The sequence below is a fragment of the Virgibacillus kimchii genome (assembly GCF_055379185.1).
Genome location: NZ_AP043951.1, coordinates 4,044,285 through 4,062,761, shown reverse-complemented (window position 1 = coordinate 4,062,761; position 18,477 = coordinate 4,044,285). Strand labels below are relative to the sequence as shown.

Annotated in this window: 19 protein-coding genes; 8 read left to right on the top strand and 11 right to left on the bottom strand. The window is 42.6% G+C overall.

From position 1 onward, the window contains the following. Positions 1–16 precede the first annotated feature (16 nt). Complete coding sequence (locus tag ACZ42C_RS19825; protein ID WP_461183575.1) at positions 17–802, bottom strand: hypothetical protein; 786 nt, start codon at positions 800–802, stop codon at positions 17–19. Positions 803–978: 176 nt separating this feature from the next. Here ACZ42C_RS19825 and ACZ42C_RS19820 point away from each other — a divergent pair, with 176 nt between their 5' ends. From ACZ42C_RS19820 to ACZ42C_RS19800, 5 genes are all read left to right on the top strand, one after another. Continuing rightward, positions 979–1,110 (top strand): hypothetical protein, encoded by a 132-nt coding sequence (locus ACZ42C_RS19820; RefSeq protein WP_461183574.1) that lies wholly within the window; start codon positions 979–981, stop codon positions 1,108–1,110. Beyond that, complete coding sequence (locus ACZ42C_RS19815; protein WP_461183573.1) at positions 1,104–1,457, top strand: DUF6978 family protein; 354 nt, start codon at positions 1,104–1,106, stop codon at positions 1,455–1,457. The genes ACZ42C_RS19820 and ACZ42C_RS19815 overlap by 7 nt, the downstream gene beginning before the upstream one ends. A 121-nt stretch (positions 1,458–1,578) precedes the next feature. Further along, a complete protein-coding gene (locus ACZ42C_RS19810) occupies positions 1,579–2,862 on the top strand; it encodes an IS110 family RNA-guided transposase (RefSeq protein ID WP_464891247.1) in 1,284 nt (427 codons plus the stop codon). Positions 2,863–3,273: 411 nt separating this feature from the next. Further along, positions 3,274–3,750, top strand: coding sequence for an SRPBCC family protein (locus ACZ42C_RS19805; RefSeq protein WP_461183399.1), 477 nt, complete (start codon positions 3,274–3,276; stop codon positions 3,748–3,750). Between the two features lie 44 nt (positions 3,751–3,794). Further along, the gene (locus tag ACZ42C_RS19800; RefSeq protein ID WP_461183400.1) at positions 3,795–4,226 is read left to right on the top strand and encodes a dihydrofolate reductase family protein; all 432 of its coding nucleotides are present in this window, start codon (positions 3,795–3,797) and stop codon (positions 4,224–4,226) included. Positions 4,227–4,326: 100 nt separating this feature from the next. Here the strand turns inward: ACZ42C_RS19800 and ACZ42C_RS19795 are convergent, their stop codons facing one another. From ACZ42C_RS19795 to ACZ42C_RS19760, 8 genes are all read right to left on the bottom strand, one after another. Further along, positions 4,327–5,526: an MFS transporter gene (locus ACZ42C_RS19795; protein ID WP_461183401.1), complete on the bottom strand. Its 1,200-nt coding sequence runs from the start codon at positions 5,524–5,526 to the stop codon at positions 4,327–4,329. A 22-nt stretch (positions 5,527–5,548) separates the two neighbouring features. Further along, entirely contained in the window at positions 5,549–5,959 is a 411-nt protein-coding gene (locus ACZ42C_RS19790) for a MarR family winged helix-turn-helix transcriptional regulator (protein WP_461183402.1), read from the bottom strand. A gap of 129 nt (positions 5,960–6,088) precedes the next feature. Then, the gene (locus ACZ42C_RS19785) at positions 6,089–7,036 is read right to left on the bottom strand and encodes an alpha/beta hydrolase (RefSeq protein WP_461183403.1); all 948 of its coding nucleotides are present in this window, start codon (positions 7,034–7,036) and stop codon (positions 6,089–6,091) included. Positions 7,037–7,216: 180 nt separating this feature from the next. Beyond that, positions 7,217–8,332 carry a mandelate racemase/muconate lactonizing enzyme family protein gene (locus ACZ42C_RS19780; RefSeq protein WP_461183404.1) on the bottom strand — a complete coding sequence of 372 codons (1,116 nt, stop codon included), beginning with the start codon at positions 8,330–8,332 and terminating at the stop codon, positions 7,217–7,219. A gap of 62 nt (positions 8,333–8,394) precedes the next feature. Continuing rightward, complete coding sequence (locus ACZ42C_RS19775; protein ID WP_461183405.1) at positions 8,395–9,546, bottom strand: M20 metallopeptidase family protein; 1,152 nt, start codon at positions 9,544–9,546, stop codon at positions 8,395–8,397. A 105-nt stretch (positions 9,547–9,651) separates the two neighbouring features. Further along, complete coding sequence (locus ACZ42C_RS19770; RefSeq protein ID WP_461183406.1) at positions 9,652–11,058, bottom strand: YfcC family protein; 1,407 nt, start codon at positions 11,056–11,058, stop codon at positions 9,652–9,654. Positions 11,059–11,497: 439 nt separating this feature from the next. Next, the gene (locus ACZ42C_RS19765) at positions 11,498–12,082 is read right to left on the bottom strand and encodes a DNA-3-methyladenine glycosylase (RefSeq protein WP_461183407.1); all 585 of its coding nucleotides are present in this window, start codon (positions 12,080–12,082) and stop codon (positions 11,498–11,500) included. A 28-nt stretch (positions 12,083–12,110) separates the two neighbouring features. Continuing rightward, positions 12,111–13,145, bottom strand: a complete 1,035-nt coding sequence (locus ACZ42C_RS19760) for an aromatic acid exporter family protein (RefSeq protein ID WP_461183408.1) — start codon at positions 13,143–13,145, stop codon at positions 12,111–12,113. 459 nt (positions 13,146–13,604) lie between these two features. Here ACZ42C_RS19760 and ACZ42C_RS19755 point away from each other — a divergent pair, with 459 nt between their 5' ends. Then, a complete protein-coding gene (locus ACZ42C_RS19755; protein ID WP_461183409.1) occupies positions 13,605–14,186 on the top strand; it encodes a DUF4256 domain-containing protein in 582 nt (193 codons plus the stop codon). Positions 14,187–14,369: 183 nt separating this feature from the next. On the opposite strand, the gene ACZ42C_RS19750 is transcribed toward ACZ42C_RS19755, so the two are convergent. Further along, a complete protein-coding gene (locus ACZ42C_RS19750) occupies positions 14,370–15,020 on the bottom strand; it encodes an SDR family oxidoreductase (RefSeq protein ID WP_461183410.1) in 651 nt (216 codons plus the stop codon). Between the two features lie 297 nt (positions 15,021–15,317). On the opposite strand from ACZ42C_RS19750, the gene ACZ42C_RS19745 reads away from it, so the two are divergent. Then, on the top strand, positions 15,318–15,860 hold the full coding sequence (locus ACZ42C_RS19745) for a DoxX family protein (RefSeq protein WP_461183411.1): 543 nt from the start codon (positions 15,318–15,320) through the stop codon (positions 15,858–15,860). A gap of 140 nt (positions 15,861–16,000) precedes the next feature. Then, on the top strand, positions 16,001–16,975 hold the full coding sequence (locus tag ACZ42C_RS19740; protein WP_461183412.1) for a quinone oxidoreductase family protein: 975 nt from the start codon (positions 16,001–16,003) through the stop codon (positions 16,973–16,975). A gap of 186 nt (positions 16,976–17,161) precedes the next feature. Here the strand turns inward: ACZ42C_RS19740 and ACZ42C_RS19735 are convergent, their stop codons facing one another. Then, positions 17,162–18,226 carry a C45 family autoproteolytic acyltransferase/hydolase gene (locus ACZ42C_RS19735; protein WP_461183413.1) on the bottom strand — a complete coding sequence of 355 codons (1,065 nt, stop codon included), beginning with the start codon at positions 18,224–18,226 and terminating at the stop codon, positions 17,162–17,164. Positions 18,227–18,477: the final 251 nt, after the last annotated feature.

The window sequence follows — 18,477 nt, the reverse complement described above, 5'->3', positions numbered from 1 at the left end:
TGCGGCGTCCCTGTATTCACTCAGACGTTACATTGTCCAACACCTTGCTCAACTGTAGCATAATCCGAATCAGCTCCCTGTCGTCATGATAAATGACTTCCTGGGAATGAGCAGTATTATTGCGAAGAAACTCAATTTCCCTAAAAAAATCCGCACACTTACTTTTTGATGCAAAACCCAACTGTTGCAAAAGTGCCGGTGTATTTCTGACAATTTCCCCTTTATCCGACAACTGTGTACTATCCAGCAGGGTCAATGCTTCATTCTTTTCCAGACGGAGGTTTAAAATGTGCTCAGCACTTTGCAATCTGGCGGAAGAAAGTTTGTCTTTCCACTCCCCCTCCGGATATGAATCCCGAATCACATAGGTTAAATACATTTCCAACAACGAAATTAAGCTGAATGCCAGCATACGGATGGGATGTTTATGTAAATCAGCAATCGTTACGATTTTACTTACTTCATTCGTTTCGAGGATAAACATATAATCCCTATGCTGGAAAAGATCCAGTAATTCAATCAGGGAAGTAGAGTCGGATATAAGATTATCGGAGCTGAACGGTATATAGAAATCTTCTATCTTCCCGCGGGATAAAACCTCTCTTTTAACGTAGCCTGTAATACTGCCATTAGCGTTTTCCACACCATATATATCGAAATCCTTCGTTTCCATTTCCAATTTCACCTGCAAACAATCATCATCTATGGAGCAAGTGGAAAGCGGTTCTGCCAACAGGTCGACATTCATGTTATTTTCATAGATATGTCTTATTTTTTTGTAGCCTGTGGTGGTTTTTTTCATATTGGGCTCCTTCGTTTGTATAATAGATTTAAACATTCTAATTCTTTATGTTACAATAATCTGAATAATCCACGATTTCACTTCTCTCTTTCCCCTACCAGTATAATTACATATAAGAGAATTTTCATCATTGAATTTGAAAAATAGTAGAATACAATATAAAAGGAGATAAAAAAATGGACCAAACCCTCATTGATGAATTAATTGACTGTCTGAAAAAAATCAATCAGGAAGATCCCGAAATATACATTCCTCAACAAGGATTTTACGATTTCCTGGAGCTAAAAAGCAAGAAATTTTTGTGGTAGATATAAATAGGCGAGGAAGAAAGAGTCCCAGATTTACTCTACAATTAAGAAACAAACGTTTTAGAGATTCACCCTTACTAAGATTGGATATTCTTGGCGCAGACCATCCGAACCCTCCAGGCGACTACCCTTTTGCAGAAGAAATCATTCCTTGTCCCCACCTTCATATCGCACACCCAGAATACGGTGACAGTATTGCTTATCCTTTAAATAGTGAATATGCTAAAATATATTTAACAGAAAAAGAGCAAGAGGATTTAATCCTGATTCTTAAAAAGTTTTTAGAACGCTGCAATGTGAATAACTTAAGTGACTTCGACTATTCCCAGCAAACTGAATTATTTTAAAATAAGGAGCATTCCTGTAATGAAGAAATTTGAGGTTTGAACAAAAATGAGCCCTCTTGGTATAGTACTGGGTGTCATGATCATGACCCCTAAATTAAATAAATACCAAGGAGGACTCGTAATGAATTATAATCAAAATCTTAAATTAGTGCAAATCACACCATCCACATTGATAGTAGGAATCGATATTGCCATGGATAAACATGTGGCACGTGCCCAGGATGACCGGGGCGTGGAATTGGGTAAGAAATTGGTCTTTGACAATCGCATACACGGATTTCAACAGCTTTTAGACTGGATTTCCAGATTGCAGGAGAAAAACAACAAAAGCGAAGTGATTGTTGGCGTAGAACCAACCGGACACTTTTGGCTTGGTTTGGCTTACTATCTAAAAGCCAAAGACATTCGCTTTGTGGTTGTAAATCCAATGCACGTTAAGAAGTCCAAAGAACTTGATGACAACTCACCAACGAAAAATGACACCAAAGATGCGCGCGTTATTGCACAGCTTGTGAAAGATGGGAGATACTCCGTACCAAATCTTCTCGACGGCATTTATGCCGAATTACGGGAAGGGATCAAATTAAGAGATCAACTCATCAAGCAGCTGATGATCATCGAAGGTCGCGTTCAGAATCATATTCAGCGGTACTTTCCGGAATTTGATGACGTCTTTAAAGACTGGTCCGGTAAGACAGCGTTATTCACACTGCGCGAGTTCCCGTTCCCTTATGAGATCCGTCAAATGACTCCGGAAGAAGTGCTGGCAGCGTGGAAAACCGTTATCAAACGCGGCATGGGTATAGAACGGGCAAGGAAATTAGTCAAGAAAGCACAGAAGAGCATTGGCATTGAAATTGGGCTCAGGTTCGCAAGAAAAGAACTACACAGCCTTTTAGACCAGTATGAGCTGTATCAAAATCAGTTAACAGAGTTGGATGAGGAAATCACAGAGCTATTGAAAGATATACCGGGTGCTGAGGAATTGATAAATATTAAGGGGCTTGGTGCCATAACCGTTGCCACGTTCTTTTCTGAAGTAGGGGATCTCACCAAGTATGATCACCCACAGCAATTGGTAAACATGGCGGGTTTAACGTTACGGGAACACAGCTCCGGGAGATTGAAAGGGCAAACGAAAATCACCAAACGTGGCAGAAAAAAATTGCGAAAAGCCCTATATCTGGCTGTACGCCCCCTAGTGGCGAGTAACCCGACGTTTAAGGCACTGCACAGGTATTACACTACCCGCCCCAACAATCCGTTAAAGAAACAGCAATCACTTATTGCGTTATGCGGGAAATTAATACGTGTTATGTTCACCATAGGCAAGAAACAATGTGAATTTGATGGAAGCAAGTTACTAAAAGGTTTACCTCAAATAGAATCATTACAGGCTGCTTAGGCTTTATGAACAAAATGGATGGATAAATGCACTTGGAATTCTAGAATTAAACAAACACCAACAATGCAGAGTCGGAGCTTATTTACACCATTCGGGCATATGACCCAGCTAAGGAGCATATCCGACCTCCACCTTGTGGATACGCAGGACGAGGGAATGTGTGGATAACATCCCGTGATACATGGGAGGGTAAGCGACCATAAGAAGCGTGGAGAATGAAGCATGGTCATACCATTTAAGCACCAAATGTTCACAATTTGGCTGATAGGATGGATATACCCCAGTAAGAATATTCTGTATTCCGTGTTATAAAGGATTAGCTCCAACACATTCCAAAGTGGATGTTTATGAAATTCTAAGAAAACAAGAGCATTTTGAAGATATTTTAATTATATAGAGGGAGGAGTTATCATGGGGAATGCACCAAGTAACAAAAGAACAGATACTGCTTCAAGAGTGATTATGGCCTCACCGCAAACCATCTATCAGGCATTCGTAAACCCGGAAGCATTGATTTCATGGCTTCCACCGAAAGGAATGTCTGGTCATATTGACACGTTTGATCCTCGTGAAGGTGGAACTTATAGATTGACCCTCACCTATGAAATGGATCTCTCAAGTCCAGGTAAAACTTCAGTAAACACTGATGTAACCCAAGGCAAGTTTTTGGAATTGATTCCAGGAAAGCGAATTGTACAAACTGTAAAGTTCGATTCCGAGGACCCGGCGTTCTCTGGGGAGATGATACAGAAATGGCTCTTGGAAGCAGTTTCAGAAGGCACAAACGTTACTATCATTTGTAATAACGTACCTGAAAGAATACGAAAGGAGGATCACGACACAGGCTTAAGATCAACACTGGAGAATCTTGCTGCCTTTACCGAATGATAAATTGTGCCCAGATTACATCATGGGTAAGTTAGGAGGAAAAAATGAGGAAGGTCATTAGTCAAATGATGGTATCGCTGGATGGTTTCGTCGAAGGGCCAAAGCAGGAGTTGGACTGGCACCATGTTGATGATGAATATAATAAATATGCGGAAGAAATACTGTATTCTATTGACGCAATTTCGTTTGGGAGAAGGACTTATGAACATATGAAAGCTTTTTGGCCTACTGAATTTGCAATAGAGAAATTCCCGGTTATCGCGGAAAGAATGAACCATTTGCCGAAATTCGTGTTTTCAAATACGTTGGATGAGGTAGACTGGAATAACGCCTCACTCATGAAGGAGAAAGTGGACGATTATATTATAGAATTTAAGCAGCAGCCGGGAAAAGATCTGGTTATTTTAGGAAGTTCACACTTTGTATCCTATTTAACAAACAATAGTTTGGTTGATGAATACATAAGACATAGCTGACCCATCCTCCTAAATAATGAAGGAGCATATGAGTGCAAATTCATTATTTAGGAAGTTTTTTGTGATTCTGTATCGGGAAATCTTTTCATAACAATTTTCCCTACCCTGTTTTATTTTCAACCCTTCTCCTCTGCTCCCCTGCCTTCTTCCCATGCACCAAATAATAAATAACCAATCCGCTGAACACAACCAGTGCCATGATTACATAGAGGCCGCGAAAACCGGTGAGCGGAAGAATAAACCCAAGCAGCAATGGTCCAATTCCCACCCCAAAATCAAAGAATACAAAATAGGTGGCTGTTACCAATCCTACCCTGTTCCTTGGTGCCTGGTTAATTGCGATTGTCTGGGCACTGGATTGGAGGGTGCCAAACCCAACACCAATCACCGCTCCTGCAATAAGCAAGGTGATTCCAAGCGTGGATTGGCTCAGGATCCATAAACCTGCGCCAAATAATAAAATCGATGGATAGACGACGGCGTTTTCCCCTTTCACATCAAACATTCTTCCCGTAATTGGCCGTGAAAGCAGCAGAAATACGGCGTACATGACAAAAAAGAAACTTGCCGCATCCACAAGGTTAATTTCAATGGCATAAGTGGATAAATAGGTCAGGATGCTGGAATATACGAGTCCCATTAACGCCATTAAACTGCCAATCGGAACTGTCGTTTTTTCAAAGTAGTCGGTAATTCGGAAACCTTTCTGCGGTGCTGCATTCGTCCCTGCCAACTCCGGCACGCGCAGTAGCAGTGCTGTTCCAAATGCTATAGCCGCAAAAATGCTTGTTACGGCAAAAATCGTTGTCCCTTGAAAATACTGGTTGATCATTAATCCTAAAAAAGGACCTATTGCCATAGCCAGGTTCATGCTTGTGGAGAAATAGCCCATTCCTTCTCCGCGTCTGGATGGTGGAATTATTTCGGCTGCGATGGTGCCAGTTGCTGTTGTGCTGATGCCAAATGCAAACCCATGAATAAAACGGATCAGCAGTAACAGGCCTAAATGCTGAATGGGAAAATATAAAAGCGTCATTCCGAGGAAAAACGCGAGACCGATCACCAAAAGTTTTTTCTTTCCTATTGCGTTAATGATTTTTCCTGCTATCGGTCTCACCAGTACTGCTCCAAGCACAAAAATACTTGCAGCAAATCCTGCTTCACTTTCAGAAGCATGAAAGTGCTCAACCGAGTATACAGCCATAATTACCATTAACATGTAAAATGAAATAAATAATAAAAAGTTTGATACAGAGACAAGGATAAAATCCTTCGTCCATAATGCAGGTTTTCGATCCAACCATTTTTCCCCCTCATTTATTTTAAGTTAATTTGCTTCTTAAACGCTGGACAGTTTGAAGTGCTGTTTTCAAATCTGCTTCCGGAATTCCCTGCAACAGCTCACTTTCAAAGTCCGATACTATTTTTAATGCTTGCTTACTTATTTCAAATCCCTTTTCCGTAAGTCGAATACGTCGCTCCCGCTTATCTTTGGTAGGAAATTTTTCAATCAGTTCCCTCTCTTCAAGGCGATTTACTGTTCGGGTAATCGTTGGTTTTTCCACATGAAGATAATTGCTGATTTCCACCAGCGTGGAAGTTTCGAACTGACTTAAATAATAAATAATAACCCATTGAGAATGGTATAAGTTAATTGATGCTAAACGTTCATTTAGCCGTTTGGAGAAGGATCTAGTAAATTGTTGATTTTGATGGAAGAAAGAATGCAGCACAGAATCACTCCTAAAATAGTTACCTAGTTAACTATATGCCAATTTGATGTTATTGTCCAGCTGGTCAAAAGAAAAATGTCCCCTTTTCTCGCCAAAAAAAATCGGGACGAGGTACCTGTCCCCTCGTCCCTACTCGTCTAAAACGCGATCAATAAATGCTCCTACTTTTTCTTTGAATTCTCCTGTAAAATTATCCATGGCATCAGTATGCCCTGCCTCGGGTACAATCCATAATTCCTTTTCCCCTCCGGCAGCGTCATGAATTTCATATGCCATGTCTGTTGGGACCAGATCATCCTCTTCCCCATGAATGATGAGCAGCGGTAATGTGTTATCTTTTACCTGATCAATGGCAGAGGCGCCACCAAGCGTATAACCTGCTCTAATCTGTGTAATCATACTTGTCACTTCAAGCAGCGGGAATGCCGGCAATCCATATATATGTTGCAATTGATGTGCCAACTCTTCTTTTACCGTGGTGTAGCCGCTATCTGCAATGATCCCCTTTACTTCTTCCGGAAGATCTTCCCCGCTTGTCATTAATACGGTGGCAGCACCCATCGAATTCCCGTGCAGAATGATCTCCTCTGCATCATATTCTTCCATCAGCAAATCAATCCAGTCAAGGATGTCCAGTCGGTCATGCCAGCCATACCCTATGTAATCTCCTTCACTTTCCCCATGTCCCCGTGCGTCCGGGAACAGAATATCGAAACCTCTGTCATAATAAAGCCTGGTTAACTGCCCCATATTTTCTCCTGTGTTGCGGAAACCATGGACAAGTATTACAGCCCTTCGCTCGTCAGAGTCATTCTCAATAAACCCGGAAGACAAATTTAAATCATCATAGGACGTCATTTCAATTCGCTCGGTTTCCTGCTCATCAAACCATCTATTCAATTCCTCCATAAGTGCCTGATCCTCAGGTGAAGCCTCTGTATCCGTATCCTCCCTGTGCAACTCCACCTCGGTTCCCCTTTGAATTCCTTGCCCGTAAAAATAATTCCCCGCAAAAATTAATCCAATAAAGGCAATAGCAAGAATCCCGGCCAATGCTATGGATAATTTCTTTCTCATGACATCTCCCCCAGTAATACCGCTTTAATTTTCTAATTATTTGTTAACTTATTATATCAGATTGGAAGTATGCAGGGAACGTTTTTATCCCATTATATGTACGTGGTGTAAGTTTTTGAGTTTACTTGCCGAGCATATGTCTGAAGGGAGATTCACACCATACCGCCTGCTTACTCCATGTTATGATGCAGCTTCCACCAAATCATGCTTCACTGCTTTCCTTCTGACAAACGCTTCATCCACATCGATTCCGAAGCCCGGACGCTCACTGACGATGATCCGGCCATCACGAAATTCCGTTTCCGCCACATCTTCCTTAAACATCATTGGACCGACCATTTCGTTGGAGCGGATCATCTGCTGGGAAAAACTCAGGTGAGCTCCTGCCATGGTGGCAACAGCCGATTCAACCATTGAGCCCACCTGGCATGGCAGCCTTAGGGTTTCCGCCAAATTGGCCAATTTCAGTGCCGGGTAAATCCCGCCGGTTTTCATCAGTTTTATATTGATAAGATCGGCACCTCTGAGCTTGGCTAATGTAATTAAGTCCTCCGCCCCGTGGATGCTTTCATCAGCCATAATGTTAACATGGGTGGCATGGCGCACTTCAGCCATGGCTTCATGGTCCCCCGCTTTCGTCGGCTGTTCATACCATTCCACCTTACAATCGCGGGTTTGTTCAATCACATGAATGGCTTCATTTGCTGTCCACCCCTGGTTTGCATCCACGCGTAATTTAATATGGTCGGGGAGTACCTGACGAACGGAGCGAATGCGCGCTATATCCGTTTCCGGGTCTGTACCGACTTTAATTTTGACATGTTTCAACCCTTTTTCCACTAGTTGTTTTGCTTCCTCTGCCATTGTCTCCGGCGATAAAATGCTGATCACATTTGGGATATCCAAGTGATCATGCGCCTGGCCGCCAATCAACCGATAAACCGGCTGTCCGGAAATTTTTCCCATCAAATCATAAAGCGCCAAGTCTATCGCTGCTTTAGCTGTCGGTACCCCGTATATTTTTTCATTCATTTTTTGATGAATGAAGTTAATATTAAATGGGTTTCCATCTATCACAAGAGGGGCAAGTTCGTGACGAAGAACTTCAAATGTACTGTGCCATGTTTCTCCTGTAACATGCTGATCCGCAACTGCCTCACCCCAGCCGACATGCCCATTCTCCGTTTCCACACGTGTCAAAATGGTCGGCATATCTTCGTAGCTGTCATAGGAAACAATGAACGGTTTAATCAGGTCCATTTTCAACCCATATATATCAACCTTTTTTATTTTCATTTGTGCACACCCTCCATCCCCAGTGTTTTATTTAATACCTTGCTTAATTTCTTTCTCCTGCTTTATTGATAATCTTTTACGATTTGAATCATTAATTTCATGGCATGCGGCAATACTTCCTCATCAATATCAAAACGGGAATGATGATGAGGATACCTGCTTTTTTCACCGTCCATCCCGACAAAAGCAAAAGCTCCCGGCTTATGAAGCAGGTAATTGGCGAAGTCTTCAGCCCCCATGATCGGTTTCATTTCTTCAAAAGTATCATTGCCAAAGGCCTGTTGTACAGCATGCTCCACTCGCCCGCTTTCCTCCTCATGGTTAATCAACGGTGGCGTTCCTTTAATATAATTCACTTTTCCGGTTGCATGAAATGTACTGCAAATGCCTTCCGTCACTTCCCGTATCCGTTTTTCAATATAATGAACTGTCTCCAGGGAGAATGCTCGTACCGTACCTTTCATCGTAACTGTATCCGGAATGATATTGTATGTTTTGCCGGCTTCTATACTTCCAACCGAAATGACTTTCGTTTCGTTCGGATCTGTATTCCGGCTCACGATAGCCTGCAAAGCCTGGATCATATGGGATGAAATGTAAATGGGATCCACGGTGGTATGAGGTGTCGACCCATGTCCGCCTGAACCTTGAATCGTTATTTCAAATTCATCGGAAGAAGCCATCATCGGTCCATGCGCCAGGCCTATCTTCCCTTTTTCCAACCCCTGCCATAAATGCAGACCATAAACCGCATCCACATCATCAAGGGCGCCTTTTTCCACAAGATCGGCTGCACCACTCGGTTCTGTTTCTTCGGATGGTTGAAAAAGCAATACAATATTTGGTGATATTTGATCATGATGTTGCACCAGCCACTCAGCTACACCCAATAGTACTGCCATGTGGCCATCATGACCACAGGCATGGGAAATACCCGGTTTATTGGATTGGTAAGGCTTGTCTCCCTCTTCTTTTACCGGAAGGGCATCCATATCTGCGCGCAGGGCGATTGTTTGATTGCCCTCCGCTCCTTCTATATACCCGACAACATGTGGTAAAGGATAATCCAAAATTTCAATATGGAGTTTCTGTAGTCGTTTTTTAATAAATGTTGCTGTTTCAAATTCTTCCCAGGATAATTCCGGGTAGCGGTGAAAATATCTCCGGTCCTCAACTGCCTGTGCTGTTAAAGCTTTGAATGTTTTTTTACGCATATGCTCCCTCTTTATCTGATATTTATTTGACATAAGTGGAAGTGCTGCTGAACATCGTGTCCAGCAGCACCGTTTGTATGTCCTATTATATGATCAAATACTAAATTAAAACAGGAATAAATGAGCGATCGTGATGAAAATACCGCCAAGCACATACTGAATAAGCAGTAATGGCCAGATCCAACGCACCCATTTGGTCCAGGCAATCCCCGCTGCAGCCAGACCTGCCATAAAGTATCCGGAAGTCGGGGATAAAATATTGGAGATACCGTCACCGAACTGGAAAGCAAGTACGGCCGTTTGCCGCTCTATACCGACCAAGTCGGCAAGTGGTGTCATGATCGGCATCGTAATCGCCGCCTGACCGCTCCCCGATGGCACGAGGAAGTTCAGTAAAATTTGGGAAATATACATACCAATTGCGGTTAATTGACCCGGTAAGCCGCTGACCGCATTGGACATCGCATACAGAATGGTATCCATAATTTGTCCGTCCTGCAAAACAGCCAGTATCCCATAGGCAAAACCGACGACGAGCGCACCAAGAACCATCGTCTCGCAGCCTTTCACGAAGTTTTCCGCAACCGCGTTGACATTCATTTTTGCAACAATTCCCATGAGAACTCCCATAAGGAGAAACAGACCGGCAATTTCTGCAATATACCACTCAAATTGAATGACACCGAAGGCCAAAATGAAAACAGTGAGTACCAGGATTCCGAGAATAACACCCTGTCTTACAGTCAATTGTTCGTGCTCCACTTTCCCAATTTTTGACTTCCGCTGCTGATCCTCTTCATACATTAGACTTTTGGTCGGATCTTTTTTTATCTTTTGCGCATACCGCATGACATAAGCGATGGTTATGCCTACAAAAATAAACCAGAAAACAACCCGTGGAACAAAACCGGAATAAATGGGCAGTTCTGCAATCCCCTGGGCCACACCAATCGTAAATGGATTCATAAAAGCCGCTGAAAAGCCGGCTGCGGCTCCGGCAAGCACAATCCCGGCACCAACAAGGGAATCATACCCCATTAATAATGCCAGCGGTGTAATAATCATAATGTAGGGAATGGTTTCCTCTGCAAGCCCGAAGACCGCTCCGCCAAGTGCAAAGAAAATCATCAGCACTGGAATGAGCCAAAGTTCTTTCCCATTCATTTTTGTTGTGACGGAGGTGACCGCATTATCCAAGGCGCCAGTTGCCCGAAAAATGCCAAAAGCCCCGCCAATAATAAAGATAAAGAAGATAATGCCAGCTCCATCCACCATCCCCTGATGTACGGCCTGGAAAATTTCCAAAAACCCTACCGGCGAAGCATCCACCTCTTCATAGGAGCCATCAATAACAACGGTTTGTCCCTCATCTGTTTCCGTTCGCTCATATTCACCTGCAGGCACGATAAAAGTAGCAATAGCCGCTATGACAATTAAAGTAAAAATAATGACGTAAACATGCGGAACTTTGAATCTGCCTGTCTTACTTTTCTTTTCATCAGTGTCAGACATTTTACATTCCCCCTCTTTTTTACTTAATTTCAGAATGAACTTCCGGGATTACGGCCATATTCCAAAAAATATGCATTTTGTAAATATCTGGTAGCTTTCTAATATAATACGCTCATCGCAATCCCAATAAAGTTATCTTATAATAGTTTATGTTTTTTAAAGCTTAATATATGACGTATACTTTTGCAACCTGTTTTATAAATATGCATTCGCACATGATAAAAGCTGCTTACTCCAGATAAGCAGCTATAAGGGATCAATGGGGTATAATATTTTGTTATGCTCTTCCTTACATTCATGTTTTACGGACTATTTATTTTAGTTTATGCAACGATTCTTCTCAGTTATAGTTGATCTGTTAACTATCATAAGCTTTTCCAAACAAAAAGTGGTACATGGCATATCAAAAAAAACCATATCAAGTTCCCAACCCAGGAGTTTATCTTGAAACAAACGGATTACCCGGAACCCAAAATCGATAAGGATAATCCCTGGCTTCACCGCTGTTATCAATCCCGATTCTTTTCCCCTGCTCGATTCGTTCCGGCTTTTTCCCCGCAGCAATATATAACGGCGGCTCTGAAAGGAAATGTCCATAATTATCCATATGAATTCCCAGCGCTTTTGTCAGCTTCCCCGGTCCGCTCGTTAAGTTTTGAAATCTTTTCACCGGCCTTCTTTGCAGCATAAGATCCACCCCGGTATAAGGCTCCACAGCTCTGATCAGCACCGCTTCCGGCTCCCCTTCTCTATTGCTGACGACATTAATAAGTGTATGGGTATGCATCTGATAAGTGTAGACCAATCCTGCTTTTTGGTACATTATTTCCGTTCGCTTTGTTCTTCGATATCCGAAACTGTGTGCTGCCTGATCCACAGCTCCCAAATAAGCTTCTGTTTCCACAATTATACCCGAAGAAGTTCCTTCCTCCGTCTCCTTCACCAAAATACAACCAAGCAGCTCTTTCGCCAGCTCCAAAGTATTCACCTGATAAAAACCCTCATCCAAAGGCACAAAATTCATATAACTCACCCTTATGGGGTCTGACCCCTCAATTCTGAATGTTCTGTTCACTTTCAATTTCTTGTTGATGGTATGTCTCAGCGAGGATAAATATTGAAAGTAGTTCGTAGAGTACGATTAAATCAGGCGGGAAGCCTGTGGGGTACTCTATGTCTTTTCCAGCACTGACATTACCTTCCCAAAATAGCTTGCGCAGCTGTAATTCCTCTTCCCTATGTACATTTTCGCTATATTCATGATTATTCCGCAAGTCCTTAACAAGCCGTGCAGCAGCATGCTGAATTATTTTTTGTTTTTCCGTCGATAGCAGAAATAATTGCGGAGGCATGTTCATTAAGTTCGCCATATGGTAATGAATCAGCCGCAGACTTTTCAGCTTCTGCTCGGCGAGATGGAATGCATCTCTTTCACTCCCAACGAGAGGATGGTATTTAGATTCCTCTCGTTGAAAACGTATTAACCTTTCCGTTTGCATTATTTTCTTATCAAGCTTATCAAGTTTAGATTGATTTACCGCAGGATCATTTTCATTCAGCAGACTTTGCATAATTTTTTCCAACGTGTTTCCGGTTTGTTTTGCTACATCTCTAATATTATGTATGATTTCTTTCGTATAATCCGGCGGAAGCACAAACATATTCACTGCAGTGGATACAAGCAGTCCAATCGTGGTGGTGCCAAGACGAATAAAAAAGGCGATCAAATAATTGCTGTGAATGACCTCTACCATGGCTACGGAAGTCAATGTCGCCACAAGCAGGCCTGCGTGCAATTTCAAACGATAGCAGGTTGCAATAGTAAAAACTGCTGCCAACGTGTATGTGATCGGCGAGTTTCCGAACAATGCAATAAAAGTTACGGCATAAGCGGAGCCTATGGCAGAAGCGGGAAACCGTACAATCCCTTTTCTAATGGAATCGGAAACCGTGGGTTCCAAAGTTACAATTGCTGTAATTACTGCAAACACCGGCGGCCAATTTAACAACCCACAAATCCACGCCGTAAGAAAAATGGCAACCCCCGTTTTAATTACCCTACTACCGACTATTTGAAAACGTCCCAATCTCCCCTGACCTCCCAAAAATACGTCCTATATACAGTTTAACACTTAACAGGCAACATTTTATAAAAACGTATGTAAACAATGAATACAGTACGTGAACGGAGGAGGTTTTGATGAAAAAGACTGCAACCAGCCTTCTATTCCAGCTCAGATTATATCTGTTTTGCCACTGGCTTTTGATGTTGCGGTCATTTTTTCGTCATTTGTTTTATACTCGTGTAAAATGCAAATAGCTTATTTCAAATATATAAGAGCATGAATGATTATCATTTGTTAATATAAAACACCTGTTCCGTTGGTTCGAAAACAGGCGACTACCGGGACCGTACTAAATACTCGTCCCACCGTAAAGATTTACGTACACAGCAGTATAGCATATGCCTTCTTCCATATAATTGTATTATGGTAAAATTAAATAAAACTAATTGGGGTTTGAGGATTCACAGGAGGAAATACAATATGGAAAAGAAAAAGCAAACCGGGAATAAAAAAGAGCTTACCGCTGATCAACAGGAAGAATTACTCACTGCATTAAAGGTCCGTTTTGAAGAAAATATGCACCGGCACGCCAGGCTTGCCTGGGAACCGATTCAGACAAAACTGGAAGCTGACAAGGTAAAATTATGGTCTCTTTTTGAAATGGAAAGAACAGGGGGAGAGCCTGATGTTGTTGGCTATGATGAAGATACGGGCGAATACATTTATTGTGATTGTTCAGCGGAAAGCCCGAAAGGCCGCAGAAGTGTTTGTTACGACAAAGCGGGGCTGGAGGCAAGAAAAAAACATAAGCCGGAAAATAACGCGATGGATATGGCTGCTGCCATGGGTATTGAACTTTTAACCGAAGCACAGTATCGGGCATTGCAGGAACTGGAGCATTTTGATGCGAAAACATCGAGCTGGGTGCAAACCCCTGCCGATATCCGAAAGCTCGGTGGTGCTCTGTTTTGCGATTATCGCTACGGACACGTTTTTGTGTATCATAATGGAGCATCCTCTTATTATAGTGCCCGTGGATTTCGTGGATCACTACGGGTATAGACTTACAATTTTGCTCCACCCGGCCTTTTCCAACCAAGTGGTATATACATACCATAAACACTTTACCATTCCGTTTTATAATAAGGCGGAATGATAAAGTGTTTTGGCATAGAATTGAATTCTATTCATGTGAATTAAACGATGCTGAAGAGAGTTGTTCCCCTCCATATCCCTGCAAAAATTTTAGAGGGAATCCACTGCTTCTTTAACGTCTGTGTTTCCTTTTACTACCTGGAATTCTTTTCCGATGGACTTATCGTTTTCCAGGGTTGCGAAGATCACACTTGCTACATCTTCTCTTGGCACTTCATCCCTGTTAACTTCAGCTGCTGCATTTACTGTTCCGGTACCTTTATCATTTGTCAGAAGTCCCGGATGAATAATGGTGTAATCGAGATCGGTTGCTTTTAACCATTCATCTGCATAATGTTTAGCAACGACATATGGTGCAAACTTCTCATTCGCTTCCTGAATAGCTTCGCGGGTCGTGTCAAAAGAACTGATCATGATAAAACGCTTCACCCCGGCGGCTTTAGTGGCCTCTATCGTTTTCACGGCACCGTCCAGATCAATCATAAGGGTTTTGTCTTTTCCTGTATGCCCGCCAGATCCTGCAGTAAATACAACAGCATCAACCCCATCGGCAGCCTCGGTAATAGCAGGAACATCATCCTCCAGATCCACTACAGCTGTTTCTGCCCCTAAATCTTCAAAAAAGGAGGCCTGCTCCTGTTTACGAATCATCGCCCGTGCTTCCATGCCGTCACTTTCCTGTATAAACCTCACTAAATGCTTGCCAATTTGACCATTTGCTCCTACTACCAATACCTTCATTTTATCCATCCTTCCTATAAGTAATTTTTCACACTAATTATGTTCCCTCTGTTTATCGTATTAAATCAAGCGCAGGATGTCTATTCATGCGAATCTGCAAGGAATGGAGGTAAACTCTTCAAAACTTATGTGCAGCATCTATTATTGCAAAGATGCTGCTGCTTCCTTTGCAAGTTACTCCTTCTACACCCAGCCACTTCTAATAATTAAAGATTACACTAGACTCAGATTGGGGAATAGTGTAGTATGTAAATTACAAAATGTGGATCTACAGAAAACATTACAAGGAGGAGTATAATGAAAAATAATGCAATCGTTATACCAGAAAACCCAGTATCCCACTTCTTGTTCAATGACACCCGTTCTGCATGGATTTGGCTTATCGTTCGATTATACTTGGGGTGGGCCTGGTTAACAGCCGGCTGGGGCAAAGTGACGGATGCTGCCTGGACAGGTGAAAATGCAGGTGCAGCAGTTGAAGGATATTTAAGTGGTGCAGTGGCTACTGCTGAGGAAGGTGGAGATGTACCTGGCTGGTATGCATGGTTTATTGAAAACGTTGCACTGCCAAACTCCACTGTTTTTTCCTATATGGTTGCTTATGGAGAGCTTCTGGTAGGATTAGGACTTATCGTAGGATTATTAACCGGAATTGCAGCCTTTTTTGGCAGTTTAATGAATGTGAGTTTTTTATTGGCAGGTACATTAAGTACAAACCCTATTTTATTTATTCTTGCAACGTGGATCGTACTTGCCTGGAAAAACGCAGGCTGGTATGGACTTGACCGCTGGGCACTTCCACTTTTGGGGACCCCATGGTCACGGCGAAATAAAAAGTAAAGCAAAAGGAGAAATGGCACTTCTTTTAAAGTGTCATTTTTTCTATATCCACATTTATTGCCAAACTATTAATATATAAAGATATGATTAACAGCACAATCATTTACTAAAAGAAAGCTATCTTAGGAGGATTTTAAGAAATGAAAGCAGTACAATTTAAAGAATATGGCGGACCGGAAGTTTTGCAAGTAATCGATATTGAAAAGCCGGAAATCGGTGACAAGGATGTATTAATAGAAGTGAAGGCTGTCGGGGTGAATTATGCAGATACAGCAAGACGTGAAGGGCAATATGTTGTGCCGACGGAGCTCCCTTTCATTCCCGGTGCTGAAGTGGCGGGTGTTGTAAGTGCCATTGGGCCAGGAGTAGAAAATGTGGAAGTAGGTACACGCGCTGCCGCATTGATTGAATCTGGCGGTTATGCAGAATATGTTCAAACTGATGCAAAAAGCATCATTCCTCTACCTGATGGAGTGGATTTTGACCAAGCTGTTGCGCTTCCCCTGCAAGGACTCAGTGCTTACCATATTTTAAAAACAATGGGCCGTTTGGAAAAGGGAGAAACAGTCCTCGTGCACGCAGCTGCCGGTGGCGTTGGTTCACTGGCTGTACAACTGGCCAAATTATTTGGGGCAGGAAAAGTAATAGCTACCGCCAGCACATCGGAAAAGTTAGCATTCGCAAAGGAAATAGGCGCAGATCATACGGTTAATTACACTGTAGATGGCTGGGAACAGAAGGTACTTGAACTAACAGACAGTCAGGGAGTAGATGTGGCTTTGGAAATGGCCGGCGGAGATATTTTTCATAAAACGGTTGACTGCTTAGCTGCATTTGGTCGCTTAGTTGTTTATGGCGTAGCAAGTGGTGAGCCTGCATCCTATTATCCGTCTAACCTGATGAGACGCAATCAATCTATTATTGGTTTCTTCCTGCCGCAAATTATGAGAAAACCTGCATTGCTCCAGCAAAGCTTACAGGATCTTTTCCGATATGTGGGCAGCAAAGAGCTTCAGGTAACGATAGGCGGAAAGTTTCCACTGGAAGAAGCTGCCCATGTACACTCACTTTTACAAGGCAGAAAAACAAGTGGAAAACTAATTTTGACCGTTTAACTTCATAATGGGGCAAGGGACGTGGTGCTAGGAGAAGGGTTCCTCGTCCCTTTTTCCCATCGGTTGTTGGGTATGGGTGTGCAGTGTCGTTTGAACTCTGTTTTTTGCGGTTGGATCATTTTTATCAATGCTGGCTTGTGAGTATATTGCCTGGGCTTCGCTACGAGCGAGCCAACCGAATCTCCATTACCTTGTAAACCAATCTGCCTTCTCCATATTCACAAAAGGAATTTCTGTATCCACTTCCCCTTCCACCTTATTCACCGGCAGGTCTTTTCCTTTCAACCATGCAGCAAAGTCAAATTTTTCTGGCTTTCGGTCACCACCCAGCGCATACCAGGCTTCCAATTTTTCAGGAAAATAAGCAGAAGTGTGAATAGTCCCAGCCCAATCTCCGTACAGCTTGGAAAATACGCCTTTATCCGTATCGTTTAAAAGCCGGAACGCTTCACCCGCATGTAAATCGGGTATTCCCGCCTCTTCCATGGCGGTTAATCTTTGCTTTGAATCGTCCAACACATGGCGGTTTTCTTCTGTCATTATTTTAAAATGATTGGTGCAGGCATTTCCCTGACGCACCTCTACCCTTCTGGGGGAAGTTTCCACAATGGATGGCAGCTTACTGTTTTTATCAAACAATACATAGCTGAAGGAACCCCGGTGAGGAATTTCCTGCAGCAAATCAACTGCTTCACTCACATTTGAACAAAGCTCCAGGATCAGCCGGCCGATCATATTGCAGACAAAACCATCTCCCGGCCGCTTCCGATGCATAAACGTATAGCCCATCGCCAGCCCTTTTTCATTCATGCCGTCCGATCTTCCGGTGACCTTCTGGCATACGCCAATCACAGCATTCCCACCATCTGAAGGCTGATACAATGAATATATGCCATCATAGGTTTTCGGGTGGTAGTCATAATTTCGTACAAGGTAGTCTTTCCCTGCAAGAATGGAACAGCCTGAAGGATCCAACTTCACCCTGTAGCCGCCAAATTCCAGCAGCACCCTTTCCATCGGCCAGCTCAATGCATCACGAAAGCCGATGAGTTCCTCCCAAATCAGGGGTGCTAACCTTTGGAAAACTTTTTTCGTCTCTTCTATATCAATATCGAACCGCGGTCTTCTCACTTTCCATTGATTTTCCCGGTTTTTCACCAGGATGGAGCCTTTTAGCATTTCCCCCTGTTTAAACCCAAAATCATAATGGGTACCGCGAAATTGTATTATATTTGCATATATTGTTTTCATGCTGCCTCCCGCTTTCTGTTTCTTATTATGGTTCTGAGAAAATAATTCTATCTTTAATATACTAGATAGAGACAGAAAGAAAAACTTACAGGGTTGAAAGGGGAGGGTTCTTCGGGGTACGGGGAAAATGAAATTGTTTTTTAATGATGGACATAATTACTGGTTTTTCATAAAACTTGGTAAGTGAAGGCCGCATTCGAAGGGAATTCATAGCAGGTGGGCGTTGAAAACACGTCTCGGAGACATTTTCA